A 20,122-nucleotide genomic window follows, 5' to 3' on the forward strand; every position below is an offset into this window, starting at 1 on the left:
CTTATTCATACTGTACTATATTTCTATAATGGATTCCACAAAAAAACAAAAAATTTTTATTTTTTCAGAAGTAATTATCCTTATTTTATTTGCTCTAATCGCTATTAGAGTAGCCTATATCATGATTAATGGGAAGAACTCTAGAGTAAATTATGAGGACCCTAATGTTGCTCAAACAATTATTCGTGGCAATATTTATGATAGAAATTCTAAATTATTAGCAATAGAAGTTCCTTATTATAGTTGTAGTTTTAGAGTAGATAGTATTGATAATCTTGAACAAGTAGCTTCAATGTGTTCACCTTTTTTAGATATGACTTCTTCAGAGATAATTAATATAGCTAAAGATTATCAATATCAAGCTTTAATAAAAGATAGAGTAGATGATGATATAGTTGAAGAATTTCAATTATTTATTAAAGAAAATAAATTAATAAATCAAGTAAAACTTGAAAAAAAATATGGAAGAGATTACCCATATACTTTTCATGCTTGTCAAACTATAGGCTTTGTTGGATATGACAATAACGGCTTAGAAGGCATAGAAAACACATTAAATGAAGAATTATATCCTGGAGTTGGACTAAATGAAAAAATAACATATGGAAAGGATGTTTATTTAACTCTTGATATGAATATTCAATATTTGTGTGATTTAGAAGTTCAACGAGTAAATGCTGAATATAATCCAGATAGCTCAATAGCAATTGTTATGGATGCAAAAACAGGAGAAATATTAGCTTTATCAAATTACCCTTGGTATGATTTAAATAATTTTAAAACTAGTAATATTGAGCAAAGAAAAAACAATGCAGTTTCTCTATTATATGAACCTGGCTCAGTTTTCAAGATCTATTCTTTCGCTGCATTATTAGATATAAATGAAGCTAATTTTGATGAGCCTTTTTACTGTGATGGCTCCTATTCTTTTGAAATTAATAATCAAGAATTTACTATAAATTGTTCTCATGAACATGGAGAAGTTACTAAAGATACAATGCTAAAATATTCCTGTAATGGAGCTATAAGTAAATGGGCTTTAGAAACAGATAGTGATAAATTATATAATAAATTACTTGAATTTGGTTTTGATACAAAACTTGATCTACCTATAAATGGAATTTCAAGATCAAGAATTCAATCTACAGAACTATGGTCTTTAAGATCGAAACCTACCATAGCCTTTGGACAAGAATTATTAACTACTGCATTAAATCTAACAAGTGCAGCTACAGCAATCTCTAATAAAGGTTATTTACTAAAACCAATAATTATTAAGCAAATTGGAGAAGAAATACAAGAGATAGATGAAGGAAATCAAATTATCTCAGAAGAAACAGCTAAAACAGTACTAGAATCAATGGTAAAAGCTACCGAAGAAGGAGGTACTGCGATAAATGCATATGTTGATGGGATAAGAGTCGCAGCTAAAACTGGAACAGCTCAATTACTCAATGAAGAAACACTTAGTTATGAAGATGGCGAAGCTTTAGCATCAACAATTGCAATTGTTGATGCAGATGATCCTAAATATATTATATATTTTGCAGCAAAAGCCCCTAGTAAAAATTCTATATGGGGTGCTAATGTAGCTTCCCCTGCTGTAAAAAATATAATTGAGGGATTAATATCTCAAAATAAATTAAAATAAATTTTCTTTATTTGAGGATTCCCACATAGATTTAAAATCTATTGAAAAACCATGTAATAAGCTCATGATATAAGAACTATTTGCTAAATAATATCCTTTTTCAATATCCTTTCCTTCACTAAAAAAGATTAAAGGTAAATCTAATTTATTACAAAATGATAAAACATTACCAATAGAAATTGCCTCATCACACATAGTAACAATAACACTTCTAATATTATATTTTTCACTAATATTATCATAAGTATGAATTAATTCACTTAGTTTATATCTAGAGTTTATACATAAAAAATGTCCAACATTTTCCGTATCTAAAACATTTAACATTGTATCTTTTAAATCTTTTTCAATATCACCAAAATCAACAAAAATTAAATCATATCTAGATGAATCAGATGTGGTAAATTGTCTTAGCTTTTGAGGATCGCCAATATGGAATATATCAAGTTCATGCAATTCACAAATAGAATTTAATTTTGAAGATCCACCTAATGATAAAATAGCAATTTTTCTTCTAGAAGATTCTTCAATTTGGGTTGAATATAATAGTGCAGTTTTCAATAAAGAAATAGTTTTACCAACTGCAGTTGAACCGTGCATGACAAAATATTTAGGTGGATTAATCATATTTTCTCTATCAATCTTTGCACTATCGATAAGTCCATTTACTAAACTTAATTCCATCTCTGTCAAATCATCAGCATCTTCCCAAACTAAATCACCAATTACTTTATTAATTAGTTCTTTTGAAAAATCATTCTTTTCTAGAATACTTTTCATCTTATTAACTACTTCAATTGGAGCTTCAATACTTTTTGGAGTTTCTATTGAAGCTTTTTCACTTTGATTTTCTTTAACAACATCTACTAAATAGCAAGTAAGTTGACAACAACTTTTTTTAGCAAAAGAAGAAGGGATATTTTTGAAAGAATGTATTCTTACAGCCCCTCCGTACCTTTGTCTTGCTATTTTAATTGCTTCATCATAATCTTTTGCTTCAATATTTAGAAACTCCATTCTCTCACTCCTATAAGATAAATCTTGATAAATCTTGGTCTTGAACTACATCTGACAATCTTTCATCAACATAATCTTGAGTTATTGTTATTGTTTGTCCTGCACATTCATCTGCACTAAAGCTTAATTCTTCTAATAATTTCTCCATTACAGTATAAAGTCTTCTTGCACCAATATTTTCATTAGTTGTATTAACTTCATATGCAATTTCACTTATCTTTCTAATAGCCTCATTATCAAATTGAATATCAACACCTTCAGTTTTTAATAATTCATGATATTGCATTGTAATAGCATTTTTAGGTTCAACTAAGATTCTTTCAAAATCATCAGCGGTTAATTCATCTAACTCAACTCTCAATGGGAATCTACCTTGAAGTTCAGGAATTAAATCACTAGGTTTTGAAACATGGAATGCTCCACTAGCAATAAATAAAATATGAGTTGTATCAATAATACCCCATTTGGTATTAACTTTTGTTCCTTCAACTATAGGTAAAATATCTCTTTGAACACCTTCTCTTGAAACATCTTGTCCATTTTTTTGGCCTTCTGATGATGCAATTTTATCTACTTCATCAATAAATATAATTCCCATTTGTTCAACTCTTTCTTTAGCTTCATCCTTAGCTTTATCAGGATCTACCATTTTTTGAGTTTCTTCTTCTCTTAGAATTTCACGAGCCCTCTTAATTGAACAAGTTCTTTTTTTAGGTTGTTGAAAAATTGAACCTAAAGAATTCATAGCATTTTGAATATCATCCATAGATGTTGCGCCAACCATTTCAATACCAACATTTGCTTTATTATTAACAGTAAGCTCAACTTCTCTATCTTCTAACTTACCATCTTTTAACATTTCTCTAAATTTTTCACGAGTTACTTTGGAACTTTCAGAAATCGAAGTAGATGAAATTTCAGTAGTTGATGCATTAGTTAATGGAATTAATAAATCAAGCAATCTTTCTTCAACCTTTTCTTCAACTTGATCTTTATAAGATTCACTCATTTCTTTGTTTACCATTTGCATAGCAACACCCATTAAATCTCTAACCATTGATTCTACATCACGACCAACATAACCAACTTCAGTAAACTTTGTTGCTTCAACTTTTATAAATGGAGCATTGCTTAACTTACTAATTCTTCTAGCAAGTTCAGTTTTACCACAACCTGTTGGTCCGATTAAAATCATGTTTTTTGGTGAAACCTCATCACGAATTTCATCTGGCAATCTTTTTCTTCTAGTTCTATTTCTAATAGCCACAGCTATAGTTCTTTTTGCTTTATTTTGTCCAATAATATATTTATCTAATTCTGTTACAATTTGAGATGGTTTCATCTCATCTAATAGCGGTATTTTATTCATTATTTATCCCTTTTACTTTGATAGTTCTTCAACAATAATAGACTTATTAGTATATATACATAAATCTGCAGCAATACCAACACTTTTTACAGCAATTTCTTTAGCATCTAAATCAGTATTTGAATCTAAATATGCTAGAGCGGCAGAAAGAGCATAATTTCCACCAGAACCTATTCCCATAACATCGTTTTCTGGTTCAACAACATCTCCAGCCCCATTTATTAGGAAAATTTTATCTCCATCAGTAACTAATAACATAGCTTCTAATTGTCTCAATGATTTATCTGTTCTCCATTGCTTAGCTAAATCAACTGCTGCTCTTGTTAAATCACCATTAAATTGTTTTAATTTTTTTTCGAATAATTCAAATAAAGTAAATGCATCTGCAGTTGTACCTGCAAAACCTGTTACAACTTTTCCACCATACAAATGACGAATTTTATGTGCATTACCTTTTAGCACAGTATTTCCTTGTGTTACTTGGCCATCTCCAGCGATAGCTACTTTGCCACCTTTTCTTACTGCGACAATTGTTGTTCCTTTAAATGATCCCATTTTATTTCCTTCCATGTGGATGTGACTTTAAATACACATCTCTCATTTTTTTTTGCGATACATGAGTATATATTTGTGTTGTTGATAAACTAGAATGGCCTAACATTTTTTGAACCATTCTTATCGATGCTCCATTATTTAACATATGGGTTGCATACGTGTGCCTCAAAACATGAGGTGTAAAGTTTTTTTGCCAACCAAAAAATACTCTCTGTTTTTCAAAAATACTCTCAACAGTTGAAATCGACAAGTGTTTTCCTAAATTTGTTATAAATAATTTATCTCTATCTTCTTTCAAATGTATATTATTTTTATTTTGAATATCATTTTTAACATCTATATATTCTTTTAAAAGAAATTGTGTCCTATCTGTATAAAACACAATTCTTTGCTTTTTGCCCTTTGTTAATACTATAAAACTATTCTTATTTAAATCAATATCTCTTATAGTTAAATTCAATGCTTCACTTATTCTAAGTCCTGTATCATACAATAATGAATACAACACCCTATTTCTCATTGAGTCAAAATCAGTTACCTCTATAGTTAACAATTGATATACTTCATCAACTGTTAATACTGTAGGAAGCTTTCTTTGTCCTTTTTTTAGAGAAATATATGAAAAAACTCCCTTTTCAATTAGTTGATGCTTTCTACAATATTTTATAAATCCTCTTAAACTACTTATTTTTCTTGAAATGGTAGTTCTACTTAAATTCTTATTATCTAATATCTTAATATATTGGATTGCTACATCTTCTTCCATATTAAAAAAATCAAGATTTTTTTGTTCTAAAAATAGTATAAATTCTCGTATATCTTTTTCATAACTAATTAATGTTCTATCACTCATATTTCGAACATTTTTTAAATAGCTTATATAATTATTTAGTATTTCAAATATTGTCATAAATAATCCGTTAATTACAGTATAACTATTTTTAGTGCAAAATTCAAATATTAATATTCATATAATTATTATATAATTTTAGTAGTAAATATATATATTATTAGTAAATAAGTATATAATTTATATATAAATTTATAAGTTATTCTTCATCTTCTTTTTCAAAAAAACTATCATGATATTTTTCATAAGTATTTCTTAAATCATCATCATCTAAATGTGTATATATTTGAGTTGTTTTTATATCACTGTGTCCTAATAACTCTTGTACAACTCTAAGATCTGCACCACCTTTTAAAAGATGAGTTGCAAAACAATGCCTAAGTGTATGAACATGTATATAAATACCACACTTTGAACAATAAATTTCTAATCTTTTATTAATTGCTTGTCTACTTAATTTATTTCCTCTTCTACCTAAAAAAATAAATTGTGTTTTATTTTTGATTAAATTAGGCCTTGCATTATTTAAATAATAATTAAGTTTTTCTTTTGCTATATCTCCTAATGGGATATATCTCATTTTATCTCTTTTACCTCTTACAATTAAAAAATCCTTTTGATAATTTATTAATTCTAGGTTAACAACTTCACTAACTCTAAGACCACAACTATATATTAATTCAAAAAGGGCTGCATCTCTGATTGCTAAATCATCAACTAATTCAATTGAATTTAATAAAGTATTTACTTCTTTTTCACTAATTACTTGAGGTAAAATCATCTCTTGCTTTACACTATCAAATACATCTAATGGATTATCTTCTCGATAATGTCTTTGTATCAAGAATTTCATAAAATTCTTTAAAGAGCTTAAATTTTTAGCTTGAGTTCTTGATGATATTTTTTTTTTGTCATTAATATATATAAAATAATTTTCTAAATTACAAATAGAAAAATCTTCTACAGAAATCTCATTATTCTTTAAATAACTCAAAAAATATTCAGCTTGATGTTTATATACATCGACGGTCGCAATTTGCAACCGTCGTTGATATAATAAATAGTCTGTATATTCTTGAATTATTCTTGAATTATCTATCATTATTATTTAGAATCTCTTCTTTTTTGATATCTCAAAACAGCTGGGATATTATAATCATCAGAATCACCATCATTTTCTTGAGAACCTATTCTTTGTTGTAAATCTTGCCATCTGTTTACAGTAATTGTTTCCATTTTAGGATTTTCTTCTTCACTGTTTTCTTCTGTTTTGATAGTTTCAACTTTTTTGGTTTTTTCAGATGGTTGTGCTGTAAATAGATGTTCTCCAACATTTTCACTAGCTTTTTCAAAACCAGTTGCTACAACAGTAACTTTTACTCTATCTCCTAAATCTGCATTAAATGATTGCCCAGCAATAATTAATGCTTCTTCAGCACAATTTTCTGTAATTAACTCAACTACATCTTGGTATTCTTGGATTGTTAGAGTATCTGTACCAGCTAAATTTACTAATACACTTTTTGCTCCATCAATTGAAGCATTAGCTAATAAAGGATTGCTAATTGCTTGTCTTGCTGCATCAACAGCTCTATTAGCACCTTCACCAAAACCAATACCCATTAATGCATCACCCTTACCTTTCATAACAGTTCTAACATCAGCAAAGTCAATATTTATTTCACCAGGTTCTGTAATTAATTCAGATATACCTTGAACTCCCATATATAAAACTTCATCAGCCATTAAAAAAGCCTGTTTGATAGGTGTATTATTTTCTACAACATTTAATAAATATTGATTTGGAATAATAATTAAGGTATCAACTTGATCTCTTAATTTTTCAATACCTTGTTGTGCTAAAGCTAATTTCTTTTTCCCTTCAAAAGAAAAAGGAGTTGTAACAACTGCTACTGTTAATGCGTTTGCTGATTTTGCAACTTCTGCTACTATAGGAGCAGCACCTGTACCAGTACCTCCACCCATTCCTGCAGTTACAAAAACCATATCACATTCTTCAACTTCGCCTCTAATATCTTCTTTACTTTCTAATGCTGCTTTTTCGCCAATTTCAGGTATACCACCAGCACCTAAGCCTTCAGTCAACGCTTTACCCAATGTAATACGTGCTTGAGCATTAGATCTTTGCAATGCTTGCATATCTGTATTCATTGCAACAAAAGATACTTTTTTTAGCCCACTTGCAATCATACGGTTAATAGCATTACCACCTGCACCACCAACACCAACTACCTTGATGTTTGTTTCTACAGCTTGGTCTCCTGAAATCATATCTTGTACTTCAAACATTCCAACATCCATAAATTCTATCCTCTAAATATTAAAATAAAGATTTGAAAAAATTCAAAAACTTATTTTTAATTGCTCTATCTCTCTTTCCATTCTTTCTTCTGTTAGAAGAAGAATCTACATGCTTTTTAGCATTATTTTTTAATAAACCTAATACAGTTGTGTATTGAGGATTAATATAATTTCTGTCTAAACCACCTAGAGCTTCAGGAAATCCTACTCTACAAGGTAATCTAAATATTTCACTCGCTAAATCAGTAACACCTGAAAGTAATGCACCGCCTCCAACTAAGACAACTCCACCACCTAAGTTACCAATATTAGGAACTCCAACTAATTCATTTTGCAATCTTGAAAAAATTTCAGCCATGCGAGCTTCAACAACTTTTGCCAATTCTTTCCTTGGCATTTGAATAGCAGGTAAAGCGCCAACACTTGGTATTGTAAACATTTCTTCATTTGATACTGATGGAACAAATGAATGACCATATTCAACTTTTAGTTGTTCTGCAATAGCTTTTGGTTTGCTAAATATTGAAGCTATATCTTCAGTGACTGAATTACCACCTAAATTAACTCCACCAACATATAAAGGAGTACCATTTTTGTAAACAATCATATCAGTAGTACCAGCACCTATGTTTATTAATATTGTGCCCATTTCTTTTTCTTCAGATGATAAAGTTACATCTGCATCTGCTAAACTTTCTAACGTAGTTCTTCTAACATTTAAACCAAGACGTTGAACACATTTACGATGAGTTTGACACAACAATGAACTAGCTGTTACAACTAATACTTTAGTTTCTAATCTTCTACCCAACATATCAATGGGATCTTTAATACCAGATCTACCATCAATTTTAAAATCTTGAACCAATAGGTGTACTACTTCTCTATCCGTTGGAAGTTCAAAAGCTTTTGCCACTTCCATACTTCTAATAACATCTTCTTTTTTTATTTCTTGATCAGGGTCGCTTATTCCAACAACACCTTGACTAATTGTTCCTTTTATAGATTCGCCGCCAATACCAATTACTATATCACTAATTTCTGTTCCAGCTAGCAACTGAGCTTCATTAACCACACTGTTAATTGATCTAACGGCATGTTCAATATTAACAATTGAACCTTGTAATACTCCTTCACTGGCTCTTTCACAAATGCTGTCTACCATAAATTGATCGTCACGACCTAAAGAACCTATTACACATCGAATAGTCTTTGAGCCGATATCTAACCCCATCAACACTTTTTCTCCAGCCAATTACTCACCCTCCGAGAGACAATTTTCTTTTAATAATTGCTTCATCGTAAACATCTAATACTGTGTATTTCTCTGAACTAGAAATTAATTCTTGAGAAATTTTAATAGCACTTTTTATTAAAGAAAAGTCTACTTCTTCACGTACACGTATTATAGTATTATTATTATTTAATTTCAGTTCAAAAAAACCGAAACTATTTTTAATATTATTATCGTATTTTACACTACTTATCAAGTAATTGTAATCATATAAAATATCTATATTATTGATAAAATATTCAAATTTATTTAAATTTTCATTAACCAACAATGAATTAAATACATTATTATCCATTTCGATAAGTAGTAAATTACTATCTAATAAGGATTTATCTTCATCATCAACTAAATACATATTTTTATTGCTCAATATAGCATAATTTTCATTATCTATCGTTTTTATTATAGCATTAACTTCATTTTTTTTTAAGTTAATTATTAATTTTTTTCCAATAGATATTTTAGACTTAGCACTATATATAAATGCATTATCTTCCATTTTAGTATCTAATAATTTACAATTAATTTTAAAAATATTTCTTGATTGATATTTTTTTAAATATGTCTTTATTGATGGAGGAATATCTCCTTTATCAACAGTAACTATTATATCATCAATTATCAAATATTCTGAATTAAACATAGAAAAAAACAACAAAAAAACAAACATAAATAAAATTGAAGAGATTATTACCATTTTAAATTTTTTAGTCAAAATAAAGCTCCTCATAATCTGTCTTCATATTAATCTTTTCTAAATCAATTAAATTTTTATCGTCTTCACATTTTTGTGTCTCACAGATTATTTTGTGAACTATAGATGTTAAAACAATTGTAAAGAATAAATTTGTACCTCCCTGCGAAAAGAAAGGTAAAGGGATACCTGTAGGAGGTAATAAAGAGGTAACCACCATCATATTTATAATTGCTTGCAAAACAATTGATGTTGTAATTCCAAATGAAACATAACTATTAAAATTGTTTTTTCCAAAATTAATTTTTGCGACTTTATATCCAATATGTGTAAATAATAAAAACAAGATAATTAAAATTATTATTCCAATAAAACCTAATTCTTCACCAAGATGAGAGAATATAAAATCATTTTGAACTTCAGGTAATATACCTTGCTTATAATAACCTTCCCCAATTCCTTTACCAAAGAGGCCGCCACTTGCTATTGCATCAATAGAGTTATTTATTTGATAATTCAAACCAGATGGATCTAAAGAAGGATAAATAAAAGATAAAATTCTTTTTATTCTATAACCTTGAGAAAACAGTGCTAAAATTGCAGGTATAAATAAAAAGCATATCATAATTATTACAGATTTAAAATTACAACCACATATAACAAGCAATGAAAAAGAGGTAACTAAATAAACAACAGTTGTTGAATAATCTTTTTGTAATAAAATTAATGCAGAAAATAATAAAACTATAAAGATTGCTATTAAATCATTATGGTCTTCTTTATTATAGTATTTTGCTATAAAAAGAATAGTTGATACTTTAACAATTTCTGATGGTTGAAAACTTGGAATTGGGCCTAAAGCTAGCCAACGTCTAGCTCCTAAAATAGTTACTCCAAAAGGAGAAAATAATGTTAATAACATAAAAATAAAGGATAAAACCACAAGAGGATATGTAAGTGATTCTATTAATTTAAAATTAATAAAATGTACTATTATCGCAACAAAAAAAGCTAAAATAGCAAACATTAATTGTCTTTTCAAAAAATAATCATGTGATAATGAATGCAATAAAGCTTCATAATATGAAGCACTGTACATTATTGTTAAGCCATAAAGAACTAAGCAAAAAACAACAACAAAGTAAGAAAATGGGTTTAATAATATTTCCTTATTCTTTTTTATTTTTTTACTTTCCATTTCTTAATGCTCTTCTTTAATATAACTCTATTAATAAATAATATTAGTAGTTATCAAAAATATTTATAACAATATAATATCAACGCTATAATCGAAAATAAAGCTGACAATCTTGCAAATAGATTAACTATTTCAGCTTCACTTTCCCCTTTCTGCTCATACAAATGATGAATTGGTGCTATTGAAAATACTTTTTTCTTAAAAACTCGAATTGCAACAATTTGTATAAATGAAGAAAATAATTCTAGTGAAAAAATTAAGGAAGCAATTATAAAGATACTTGTCAATCTAAGTGTTAATGCAATAATCAACAAAGAGCTTCCAAGAGCCATTGATCCACAATCACCCATAAAATATTTAGCTGGATAACGATTAAAATGTAAAAAAGCAAGAATTGCAGCAAATAAGCTTACATTTAATACTAATATCAATTCACTATTTCCATTGCAAAGAGTAATTAAAATAAAAACGACAAATAAAGGTAAACTTACATAACCTGCTAAGCCATCTAACCCATCAGTAATGTTAAATGCATTAACAAAGTAAACCATTAAAAATATTAAAAAACAGTTTTCAAGAACACTAAAAACTATTCCATCCTTCATAAAAAAGGATATTCCACTTGCTATATAGCCTCTAGATGTACCAACTAAAACAAATAAAATAGAAATTGCAAATTGCCAAAAAAGTTTTGTTAAACTTTTTATTCCATCACCATTATCACTAAATCGTTTATAATTATCATCAATAAACCCTAATATTGCAAAACTTAATATTAGGGCTATTGTATAAATTAATTGTGTATTAATTTTTGAAAAAAATGCAGTTGTTATAAAAGTTGCAAATATAAAAGCTATACCACCAATGTTTGGAATAGTTTCTTTATTCTTATGGAAACCTTCTAATTCAGGTTTTGATTTACTAATTAAAATTGTGACTTTATTTAACAAAAAAAGCGACAATAAATAAGTTATAGTATAACTAATTACAAAAGGAACTATTACTTTATATAAATAAAATGACATTATATTACTCCTTGCAATGTAGGTATTAACCTTTCTATAGCCATTGCTCTTGATCCCTTAAGCAAAAACAAATCCCCTTTTTCTTTATTTTCATTTACTGCATATTTTAATTCTTCAAAATTATCACTATAAAAAAGCTTTTTACTATAATTTTCTCTTTTTAGATAATAATAAGCATTTTCCATTTCTTTTCCATACAAAAATGCACTTTCTAATTTATTTTGATAAAGCGATTTTGCAATATTAACATGAGCTTTTTTACTTGTTCTTCCAAGTTCTTTCATTGATCCCAAAACCACTTTTTTATTGCCTTTCCAAGCTACGCTTTTTAGATAATTTAAAATAATATTTGTTGATGTAGGAGAAGCATTATAACAATCTTCAATTACGGTAACATTTCCATCTACAATTGAGCCTCTTCCTGGCATTGGTTTAAAATTTTTTAATCCTTCAGAAATTTGAGAATTATTAAAACCAATAGATTTAGCTAAAGTAATTGCACCCACTATATCTTCTAATAAATGTTCTCCAATAATAGGAAGATTAATAATATCATTATTTATAAAAACTTTAATTCCTAATAGTCCATTATCTAAAAATTTAATATCATTTACGCTATATTCAATTGTTTTATCATAAGTATTTTTACATATGAGCTTTTTATATTTACAATTTTTAGATATAAAAGCTAAATCTATATCATTATGAAAAATTTTACCTTTTTCTTTAGCTATCTTTCGCATTGATCCAATTTTCTCAACATGAGATAAACCTATCTTTGTAACTAGAGCTTGATTAGGTTTTAGCATATACATATGTCTATCCATCTCTCCTTTATGATCAATACCCATTTCAAATACGCCGTATTTTGTAGTTGAATCAATCTCTAAAAGAGATAAAGGCAATCCTATTTCGCTATTGAAATTATAAGGTGTATAAACAGTGTTACCATTTGTAGATAATATAGAAGCTATTGCTTCCTTAGTTGTAGATTTTCCTACAGAACCGGTTACTGCTGTATAATTAATATTTGAAAATTGTGAAATATAATTTTTTGCAAGATTTTGCAATCCATGCAAAGGTAAATTTATGGCTAAAACTCCAACATCAATATTTTTTACTTTTGATAAGACTTCTTCAATTTTTGAAGTTTTAATTAAAATAGCAGACGCACCATTATTAATTGCATCAAGAATAAAATTATGCCCATCGGTATTTTCACCTTCAAGACAAACAAATAAACTGTTCTTAATTTTTTTTCTTGAATCAATTGAAACTTCTAATATTTTCTTTGGAGTTTGTTTTACTACTTCTGCTTGTGCAAATCTTGCAATACTAAACACTCCATATTTGTATGTCGAAAAAGCCATATTAACCTTCTTTTATTCATGATTTACCATTTGTAAATCTAAATCTTGTAGAAGTGCCATATTATAGACACTCTCAGGTGTTTTTAAGGAACTAATAATACTTAATTCTTTGTTCCTTCTTTCAACTAATAATTCTCTTTCTTTCATCAACTTTGAATGTTCATTAATTGCACTTTGATTTAACCCATTTAAATAGGCGGGAGCAAAAAGACTTGAAAAGGTTGTAGCTATAGTAAATATAGTTAAAGCATGTGATACATTTACTTTTGAACTAGAACTTTTTATCATATTCTATCCTTTTCTCTAAATCATATATTCAACAACTAAATCCGTTCAATCACTCTTAGCTTTGCACTACGGCTAGGAGGATTTATTTTATTTTCTTCATCACTTGCAATAATTGGCTTCTTAGTCAATATTTTTACAAGTGGTTTATTATCACAAGTACATCTAATTGCTTCAGGAGGGCATGTACAACCTTTAGCTAGACTTTTAAAAGTCCATTTAACAATTCTATCTTCAAGTGAATGGAATGAAATGACAGCCATTCTTCCACCTACTTTTAATGCATTTGTTGCGTTAATAATAGTTTTTTCAATTCTATCAAGTTCATTATTAACTTCTATTCTTAACGCCTGAAAAGTACGTGTTGCAGGATGAATTCTTCCATGCTTATAATTTTGAGGAACACTCTTAAAAATTATATTTTCTAATTCACTTGAACTTGTAATTGGCTTTAGCTGCCTAGCTTCACAAATGGCCTTTGCAATCCTTCTAGAATATCTCTCCTCACCATATTTATAAATTAAATTAGCTAGATCAACTTCTTTGTAGGTATTAACTACCATTTGTGCAGTAAGCTCACTTTCATCATTAAGCCTCATATCAAGCTTTTCTTCTTTTTTAAATGAAAACCCTCTATTAGATTCTTCATAGTGGAATATACTTATTCCTAAATCTATTAAAACTAAATCCAATTTTGGACCATCATAATTCTCAAAATAATCATCAAACCAAGTATGAACTGCAACAAATCTGTCACCAAATTCGCGCATTCTAAACTTAGCCTTTTCTTGTATGTGCTTATCACAATCTAAACCATATACTTTCAAGTTAGGAATAGTATTTAGCATCATATGTGTATGACCGCCTTCTCCTGTTGTACAATCAACCATCAAAGGTTCTTCATCACTAGGAGGAACTAAGAATTCTTTTACTTCATTAGCCATTACAGGCATGTGGACAAATTCCATATTATCTCCTACTCACTTTCGTTATTCATAATATTGAAAAGAGCAGAACTTGCTTCTTCAATATCTAAATTATCATTCATTATTCTGTAATTTGCATTACTCCATATTTCAAAAAATGGACCAGAATCTAAAATGACACCCTCTGTCTTACAAAATAAACCAACTCCATCTCTCAAAGCTCTTGGTATATTTAACCTACCAGCTTTATCAAGATTAACTTCTATAGCAGGTGCTATAAATCTCCTAAGTAGTTCTCTACTGTGTTTATTTAACATAGGATTAGCATCTTTTAGTAATACAGTTTTCATTGATTCAAAATCAGTTAATGACATTATTTGTAAACATTTTTCAACACCATAAGTTAGAACATACTCCCCATTTTCCATAATTTTTCGCATTTTATTAGGAAAGAGAAATCTGCCTTTTTCGTCTATAGTGATAGTGTTTACACCTAACATCATTTATTTTTTACTCACTCCATTACATTTTTATTTCTAATATTCCACTTATTCACTACATATTATACTCGATTTACCACATTTATACAATAAAAATATTGTTAATTAAATATTATGAAACGTTTAGCATTAAATAAAGAAGAAAATTACTAAATTTTTGTATAGTTATATAACTAATCTAGTTTATTGTTATATATAAAAAAAACCTAGAAGCGAGTAACTCCTAGGCTTAGATATAAATAAATCAAATGCATTAAACATTCATACAATTTTTCATTTCAAAAATATTATAATCAATTGTTGGGAATATATTATCCCTAGATTCACTTTTTACTAACCACTCAGTATTAACTGCATTTTTACACATATTAGAATAAACAACGTTAAAGTTTGCTAAATGAGAGACTAACTGATTTTTTGCAAATTGTGAATTAGTATCATTATAAATCATATAAGGCCAATCACAGGCCATTGATAACAATACTTCTCTTGCAGCTTGATCTAAAAATCTTTTTTTCAAACTTTGTTGGTTAGGGAATCTTTCAGATAGCTCAACCATTCTTTCAATAGCCTTATGAGTGTGTCTATAAATCCAATTATTTGAACCATCTAACCAAATTTTAGCATAACCGCCATTACTCCAAGATGACAAACAAGATTTAATTTTTTGGAAAGATTTACCTTCTTCTTTTAAAAACTCTTTTGGATTAACTAAAGTAACAGAAGCACATTCACTATTTTGTTCAATAATAATTGTTTCTAACCATTTTAAACCTTCATACCACCAGTGACCAAATAATTCTGCATCAAAACATAATGTAAATAAAGGATCTTTACCATTTAGATTAGGTCTAACAGCTCTGCCTTTTTGTGCAATATTATATACATAATTTAGAGCATGTTGTTGTGCAACTTTCATAGCAGCATCTTTATTATAATAATCTTTCTCGGGACCTTTTTGAGTAATTGAGAAATATTTAAAACCAGTAAAGACTCTTACATCTGGTTCATGAATATATGGTCCAATATAATCAAGAGGCAAATCATAACCAATATCTCTATAAAATTCTCTATATTCTTTAGAAGCTGGATAACCATGATGGGACCATACTAATGAAGTTGTTTGATAATCTCTTGGGAATATTGTTACACCATTTTCAGTTTTTACTGGTCTATAAACACCAGTTTCGCATCGTGTTTCACTAAATAAGACAGACTGTGAGGATGCTGGGAAATAAGAAATATTATGTTTTGCAAGTATTTTTTCAAGCCCTGGATAATACCCTAATTCAGGTAACCAAAAGCCATCAGGAGTAAATTCAAAAGCTTCAATAAAAGTTTGAATACCTACTTCAATTTGTGCATTAATTGCAATTGGAAACTCACTGTAAACAGGGAAGAAGGAATTAGTTGCAGCACTTGCTAATAATTCTAAGTAACCAGCCTCTTTTAATTGTTTAAATCCTGTTAAAATATTTTTATTATATACTTGAGTATATTCTTTATAATTATTTTCTAAATTATCTAAATAAGTTTTTGCCATTTCTAAAGCTTCAGGCTGCTCTTTTTGACATCTTTTTAATTCTTTTTTACCCAATTCTATATGTAATGATAAATAATTTAAATAACGTTCTTGTAGTAAAGGATCTAATAACATTGAAATTAATGTTGGAGAAAAACACATTGTTAATTTATATTTTACATTACTATTTTGAAGATTTTTCAACATTCTAAGTAATGGTAAATAAGATTCATTAATTGATTCAAATAACCAATCTTCTTCTAAAAATCTTTCATGTTCAGGATGACGTACGAAAGGCATATGAGCGTGAAGAATAAAATTAATATTAGTATTTGCCATTATTATCTCCATGAGCTAATTTTGTCATTACAGATTTTACGACCAAAGTATCTTTATATTCACCTTGTCTCGTAATTATTGATGAGAAGGAAGAGTTAAACAACACAGGATTTTTTTCTAATTCTTCAGTATGTTTAAACCAATAAGGCATTGGAACTGTTACTGCTAAAGACTGAGCTAGGGCAATAATTATATCAGCATCATTTTTAACACATAATGAAACTTGATATGTACATCCAAGTTCAGCTAAGTTAATACTCCAACAAGTATCATCTTTATCGACATAAATATCATAGAAGGTTGTCTCCCCTGATTCATTGTTAGTTGATGTAACTCTTAAAAAAACATTTTGTAAATATGTATCATCTTCTTCTAGTAATTTAGCTTTAGTTAAAGGAGAAATTGACCAATAAGCAAACCCCCAACTTAAATCAGAAAGCATAAAATGAATTGATGTTTCCATATACAATTCAGTAAGTTCTTCAACACCTGGTAAATCTTCAAATTCTTTATTATTTGTAATATCTGTTAAAGAATTAACATATCTCTTACCACTAGTATTTTGTAACCTATCACTTAATTGAATTGTTCCATCAACAATATCATATATATCATTTAATTCATCTATTAAGTCTTCTTTTTCTAAAGATTCATAGTCTTCAATACCCTCTTGCTTTGCAAGGTATTTCAATTCTTGTATAGACAAATTATCAATATCTACTAATATCATAAAAAGATATCCCCTTTCACTCAACTTTAAGTTATGGTAATTAAATATGCATTTTTGGTCAACCATACTAGTGAACAAATTGCTTATTGATAGCAATAAACTTCTACACTAAATTATAAAATTATGATATATTCCAATCTATGAAGACAACTCAGAAGAAAAAATTAATTTTACATGGACATTTCTATCAACCACCTAGAGAAAATCCATTTACAGGGATCATTCCTAAACAACATTTAGCTAGTCCTTTTCTAAATTGGAATGAAAAAATACTACATGAATGTTATGCATCTAACACACATAGTAGATATTTAGATAAATCAGGAAGAATTATTTCATTAAGTAATAATTTTGAATATATATCATTTAATTTTGGTCCAACTTTACTTTCGTGGATTGAAAAGCATCATAAAGACATTCATGAAAAAATCATCGAGGCTGATAAAAAAAGCATAGAAAGACTTGGACATGGTAATGCTATTGCTCAAGCTTTTAACCATACTATTCTTCCTTTAGATAACTTAAAAGATGCAAGATTACAAATTAGATGGGGTATTGAAGACTTTAAACATAGATTTAATAGACTCCCTGAAGGCATGTGGCTACCAGAAACTGCAATCAATGAAAAAATAGTAGATATCCTTTCTGAAGAAGGAATTAAATTTGTAATTTTATCTCCATGGCAATGTAAAGCTATTGAAGATGAAAATAAAAATATTATTGAATTAAAAGATAAGCCGGCTCCTTATGATAAACCATTTTATATTTATGGAGAGAAAGGAAATATATTAAATGCTTTCTTCTATAATCCTCAATTAGCAGAAGGAATTAGTTTTGGACATCTGCTTAGAGATGCGGATAACCTTTATAATGTAATAAGCGAAATAAGTAAAAATGATAATACTGAAATAATCAACACTGCAACAGATGGTGAAATTTATGGACACCATGAACCATTTGGGGACATGGCATTAGCGGCTTTAATAAAAAAAGTCTATGAAAGAAATGAATTTGAATTTTCCAATTATGCTACAATTTTAGAAGAGAATCCTCCTACAAGAAGAGCAATTCTTCATAAAGGAGAAGATAATAGAGGTACTAGTTGGTCTTGTTTTCATGGTGTTAGTAGATGGTATAAAGACTGTGGTTGTCACACTGGAGGAGAACCTAATTGGAACCAAAAATGGAGAACTCCTTTAAGGGTTGCATTAACTAATAATTCAAAAAGATTAGTAAATATATTTAATAATAGAATTAATGAAATATTTAAAAACTCTATAGATCCTTACCAGCTATTATTAGATTACTCAGTTGTTGTATCAGGTTCTATGAAAATGCATAATTTTATTGATAATTTAGTAATAAAAAACAGTAAAGCAAAAGGCTATGAAACAGAAATTGCTTCTCTATTAGTTGGAATTAAGAACTCTCATTTCTCTTTTACTTCTTGTGGATGGTTCTTCAACGATTTAGCAGGCGTTGAACCAATTCAAAATATTAATTATGCACTTTACTCTATTAATCTATTCCAAAAGTATAGTAATGAAAGTTTATTATCACCTTTCCTTTTAGATTTAAAAAATGCCAAATGCAATAATAAAGAAGATGGTGATGGAATGACTATTGCTCAGAAATCACTAAATTTATTACCGGGTGAAGTTGAAGCTGCACTTTATTTTATTTTAAATCGTACAATTGCTAAAATTGAACTATTTGACAACTCTTATGGTAGGTTTAGACTAACTAAATTTAGAACTGTTGAGGATAATTTAAATTTTGAAATTTTTGATATAGTATCATTAAGAGAATTTAAAGGTACAGGTATTTTAGATGAATACTCTGGCAGCACAGGTTTTGAACTTTATATTTCTTTACAAGATAAATTAACAAAATCTACAAATCATTATACTTTAAATAATAAAGATATTACAGAAAGAATAATTGATGAAACTTATAATTGGATTGAAAGATCATTAAGTGTTGTAGACGATGTTGAATTAAAACAAATAGCAAATGCTATTGATAATTATTCAATGATATCAAAAGGTACAAAATATTCTCCAAACGATACAATCTTTATAGAAAATATTGGGACTTGTATTAGAGCTCTAAGATCTCTTTTTATTACTCCAAACACCTTGAGTTGGGATTCAAAAAAACAAAGTATTTCACACTTAATTGATTTTATAATGATTCAAGGTAGAAAAAAAGAAAAAGACACTGTTAGAAAAATATTCGATGATGAAGCTTTAGCTATTGCAAAAAGTATTAGTGAAAATAATATTCAAAATAGTATAATTGATTATACAATAAATTTCTTAACAATGGCTCATGAAGAAAACCTTAACTTAGAAATGAAAGCTTTACAAAACGAAATTTTCCCTTATATTAATCAAGACTTATCACAATATAAAATTGACATAGATAATTTTAATAAAATGAAAAATTTATTGAATTTCGTTTAATCTATTTTTA

General features: G+C 28.1%; 18 protein-coding genes. 2 read left to right on the forward strand and 16 right to left on the reverse strand.

The features are described from left to right. Window positions 1-28 precede the first annotated feature (28 nt). Window positions 29-1,651, forward strand: a complete 1,623-nt coding sequence (locus ACPKM0_RS00280) for a peptidoglycan D,D-transpeptidase FtsI family protein (RefSeq protein ID WP_472472796.1) — start codon at window positions 29-31, stop codon at window positions 1,649-1,651. Here ACPKM0_RS00280 and ACPKM0_RS00285 read toward each other — a convergent pair. The 16 genes from ACPKM0_RS00285 to ACPKM0_RS00360 all read right to left on the reverse strand — a co-directional run bounded on the left by ACPKM0_RS00285 (window position 1,643) and on the right by ACPKM0_RS00360 (window position 17,647). Next, window positions 1,643-2,668, reverse strand: a complete 1,026-nt coding sequence (locus tag ACPKM0_RS00285) for a hypothetical protein (protein WP_472472797.1) — start codon at window positions 2,666-2,668, stop codon at window positions 1,643-1,645. The genes ACPKM0_RS00280 and ACPKM0_RS00285 overlap by 9 nt on opposite strands. A gap of 10 nt (window positions 2,669-2,678) precedes the next feature. Continuing rightward, complete coding sequence (hslU, locus tag ACPKM0_RS00290; protein WP_472472798.1) at window positions 2,679-4,037, reverse strand: ATP-dependent protease ATPase subunit HslU; 1,359 nt, start codon at window positions 4,035-4,037, stop codon at window positions 2,679-2,681. A 12-nt stretch (window positions 4,038-4,049) separates the two neighbouring features. Then, window positions 4,050-4,592: an ATP-dependent protease subunit HslV gene (hslV, locus tag ACPKM0_RS00295; RefSeq protein ID WP_472472799.1), complete on the reverse strand. Its 543-nt coding sequence runs from the start codon at window positions 4,590-4,592 to the stop codon at window positions 4,050-4,052. 1 nt (window position 4,593) lies between these two features. After that, on the reverse strand, window positions 4,594-5,502 hold the full coding sequence (locus ACPKM0_RS00300) for a tyrosine-type recombinase/integrase (RefSeq protein ID WP_472472800.1): 909 nt from the start codon (window positions 5,500-5,502) through the stop codon (window positions 4,594-4,596). Window positions 5,503-5,641: 139 nt separating this feature from the next. Next, a complete protein-coding gene (locus tag ACPKM0_RS00305; protein ID WP_472472801.1) occupies window positions 5,642-6,544 on the reverse strand; it encodes a tyrosine-type recombinase/integrase in 903 nt (300 codons plus the stop codon). Window positions 6,545-6,546: 2 nt separating this feature from the next. Next, window positions 6,547-7,764 (reverse strand): cell division protein FtsZ, encoded by a 1,218-nt coding sequence (ftsZ, locus tag ACPKM0_RS00310; protein ID WP_472472802.1) that lies wholly within the window; start codon window positions 7,762-7,764, stop codon window positions 6,547-6,549. Between the two features lie 19 nt (window positions 7,765-7,783). Further along, the gene (ftsA, locus tag ACPKM0_RS00315) at window positions 7,784-9,019 is read right to left on the reverse strand and encodes a cell division protein FtsA (RefSeq protein ID WP_472472803.1); all 1,236 of its coding nucleotides are present in this window, start codon (window positions 9,017-9,019) and stop codon (window positions 7,784-7,786) included. A gap of 4 nt (window positions 9,020-9,023) precedes the next feature. Continuing rightward, a complete protein-coding gene (locus ACPKM0_RS00320; RefSeq protein WP_472472804.1) occupies window positions 9,024-9,773 on the reverse strand; it encodes a hypothetical protein in 750 nt (249 codons plus the stop codon). Beyond that, window positions 9,766-10,950: an FtsW/RodA/SpoVE family cell cycle protein gene (locus ACPKM0_RS00325; RefSeq protein ID WP_472472805.1), complete on the reverse strand. Its 1,185-nt coding sequence runs from the start codon at window positions 10,948-10,950 to the stop codon at window positions 9,766-9,768. The genes ACPKM0_RS00320 and ACPKM0_RS00325 overlap by 8 nt, the downstream gene beginning before the upstream one ends. 53 nt (window positions 10,951-11,003) lie before the next feature. Then, window positions 11,004-11,975 (reverse strand): MraY family glycosyltransferase, encoded by a 972-nt coding sequence (locus tag ACPKM0_RS00330; RefSeq protein ID WP_472472806.1) that lies wholly within the window; start codon window positions 11,973-11,975, stop codon window positions 11,004-11,006. Continuing rightward, window positions 11,975-13,345, reverse strand: a complete 1,371-nt coding sequence (locus tag ACPKM0_RS00335; RefSeq protein WP_472472807.1) for a UDP-N-acetylmuramoyl-tripeptide--D-alanyl-D-alanine ligase — start codon at window positions 13,343-13,345, stop codon at window positions 11,975-11,977. The genes ACPKM0_RS00330 and ACPKM0_RS00335 overlap by 1 nt, the downstream gene beginning before the upstream one ends. A 12-nt stretch (window positions 13,346-13,357) precedes the next feature. After that, entirely contained in the window at window positions 13,358-13,633 is a 276-nt protein-coding gene (locus ACPKM0_RS00340) for a hypothetical protein (RefSeq protein ID WP_472472808.1), read from the reverse strand. Window positions 13,634-13,668: 35 nt separating this feature from the next. Continuing rightward, window positions 13,669-14,598: a 16S rRNA (cytosine(1402)-N(4))-methyltransferase RsmH gene (gene rsmH, locus ACPKM0_RS00345; RefSeq protein ID WP_472472809.1), complete on the reverse strand. Its 930-nt coding sequence runs from the start codon at window positions 14,596-14,598 to the stop codon at window positions 13,669-13,671. A gap of 8 nt (window positions 14,599-14,606) precedes the next feature. Beyond that, a complete protein-coding gene (locus ACPKM0_RS00350; RefSeq protein ID WP_472472810.1) occupies window positions 14,607-15,059 on the reverse strand; it encodes a division/cell wall cluster transcriptional repressor MraZ in 453 nt (150 codons plus the stop codon). Between the two features lie 250 nt (window positions 15,060-15,309). Continuing rightward, window positions 15,310-16,917: a glycoside hydrolase family 57 protein gene (locus ACPKM0_RS00355; RefSeq protein ID WP_472472811.1), complete on the reverse strand. Its 1,608-nt coding sequence runs from the start codon at window positions 16,915-16,917 to the stop codon at window positions 15,310-15,312. Further along, the gene (locus ACPKM0_RS00360) at window positions 16,904-17,647 is read right to left on the reverse strand and encodes a DUF4912 domain-containing protein (protein WP_472472812.1); all 744 of its coding nucleotides are present in this window, start codon (window positions 17,645-17,647) and stop codon (window positions 16,904-16,906) included. Before ACPKM0_RS00360 ends, ACPKM0_RS00355 begins: the two co-directional genes overlap by 14 nt. A gap of 140 nt (window positions 17,648-17,787) precedes the next feature. On the opposite strand from ACPKM0_RS00360, the gene ACPKM0_RS00365 reads away from it, so the two are divergent. Continuing rightward, a complete protein-coding gene (locus ACPKM0_RS00365; protein ID WP_472472813.1) occupies window positions 17,788-20,112 on the forward strand; it encodes a DUF3536 domain-containing protein in 2,325 nt (774 codons plus the stop codon). Window positions 20,113-20,122: the final 10 nt, after the last annotated feature.

Origin of the sequence: Pleomorphochaeta sp., assembly GCF_050031695.1 — a bacterium.
In the GTDB taxonomy this organism is placed as follows: Bacteria; Spirochaetota; Spirochaetia; order Sphaerochaetales; family Sphaerochaetaceae; genus Pleomorphochaeta.

What these genes read in the sequence shown, in the direction of transcription:
- ACPKM0_RS00280 (WP_472472796.1), top strand. Translation starts at nt 29, where the DNA reads ATGGATTCCACAAAAAAACAAAAAATTTTTATTTTTTCAGAAGTAATT.
- ACPKM0_RS00285 (WP_472472797.1), bottom strand. Translation starts at nt 2,668, where the DNA reads ATGGAGTTTCTAAATATTGAAGCAAAAGATTATGATGAAGCAATTAAA.
- hslU (WP_472472798.1), bottom strand. Translation starts at nt 4,037, where the DNA reads ATGAATAAAATACCGCTATTAGATGAGATGAAACCATCTCAAATTGTA.
- hslV (WP_472472799.1), bottom strand. Translation starts at nt 4,592, where the DNA reads ATGGGATCATTTAAAGGAACAACAATTGTCGCAGTAAGAAAAGGTGGC.
- ACPKM0_RS00300 (WP_472472800.1), bottom strand. Translation starts at nt 5,502, where the DNA reads ATGACAATATTTGAAATACTAAATAATTATATAAGCTATTTAAAAAAT.
- ACPKM0_RS00305 (WP_472472801.1), bottom strand. Translation starts at nt 6,544, where the DNA reads ATGATAGATAATTCAAGAATAATTCAAGAATATACAGACTATTTATTA.
- ftsZ (WP_472472802.1), bottom strand. Translation starts at nt 7,764, where the DNA reads ATGGATGTTGGAATGTTTGAAGTACAAGATATGATTTCAGGAGACCAA.
- ACPKM0_RS00325 (WP_472472805.1), bottom strand. Translation starts at nt 10,950, where the DNA reads ATGGAAAGTAAAAAAATAAAAAAGAATAAGGAAATATTATTAAACCCA.
- ACPKM0_RS00330 (WP_472472806.1), bottom strand. Translation starts at nt 11,975, where the DNA reads ATGTCATTTTATTTATATAAAGTAATAGTTCCTTTTGTAATTAGTTAT.
- ACPKM0_RS00335 (WP_472472807.1), bottom strand. Translation starts at nt 13,345, where the DNA reads ATGGCTTTTTCGACATACAAATATGGAGTGTTTAGTATTGCAAGATTT.
- ACPKM0_RS00340 (WP_472472808.1), bottom strand. Translation starts at nt 13,633, where the DNA reads ATGATAAAAAGTTCTAGTTCAAAAGTAAATGTATCACATGCTTTAACT.
- rsmH (WP_472472809.1), bottom strand. Translation starts at nt 14,598, where the DNA reads ATGGAATTTGTCCACATGCCTGTAATGGCTAATGAAGTAAAAGAATTC.
- ACPKM0_RS00350 (WP_472472810.1), bottom strand. Translation starts at nt 15,059, where the DNA reads ATGATGTTAGGTGTAAACACTATCACTATAGACGAAAAAGGCAGATTT.
- ACPKM0_RS00355 (WP_472472811.1), bottom strand. Translation starts at nt 16,917, where the DNA reads ATGGCAAATACTAATATTAATTTTATTCTTCACGCTCATATGCCTTTC.
- ACPKM0_RS00360 (WP_472472812.1), bottom strand. Translation starts at nt 17,647, where the DNA reads ATGATATTAGTAGATATTGATAATTTGTCTATACAAGAATTGAAATAC.
- ACPKM0_RS00365 (WP_472472813.1), top strand. Translation starts at nt 17,788, where the DNA reads ATGAAGACAACTCAGAAGAAAAAATTAATTTTACATGGACATTTCTAT.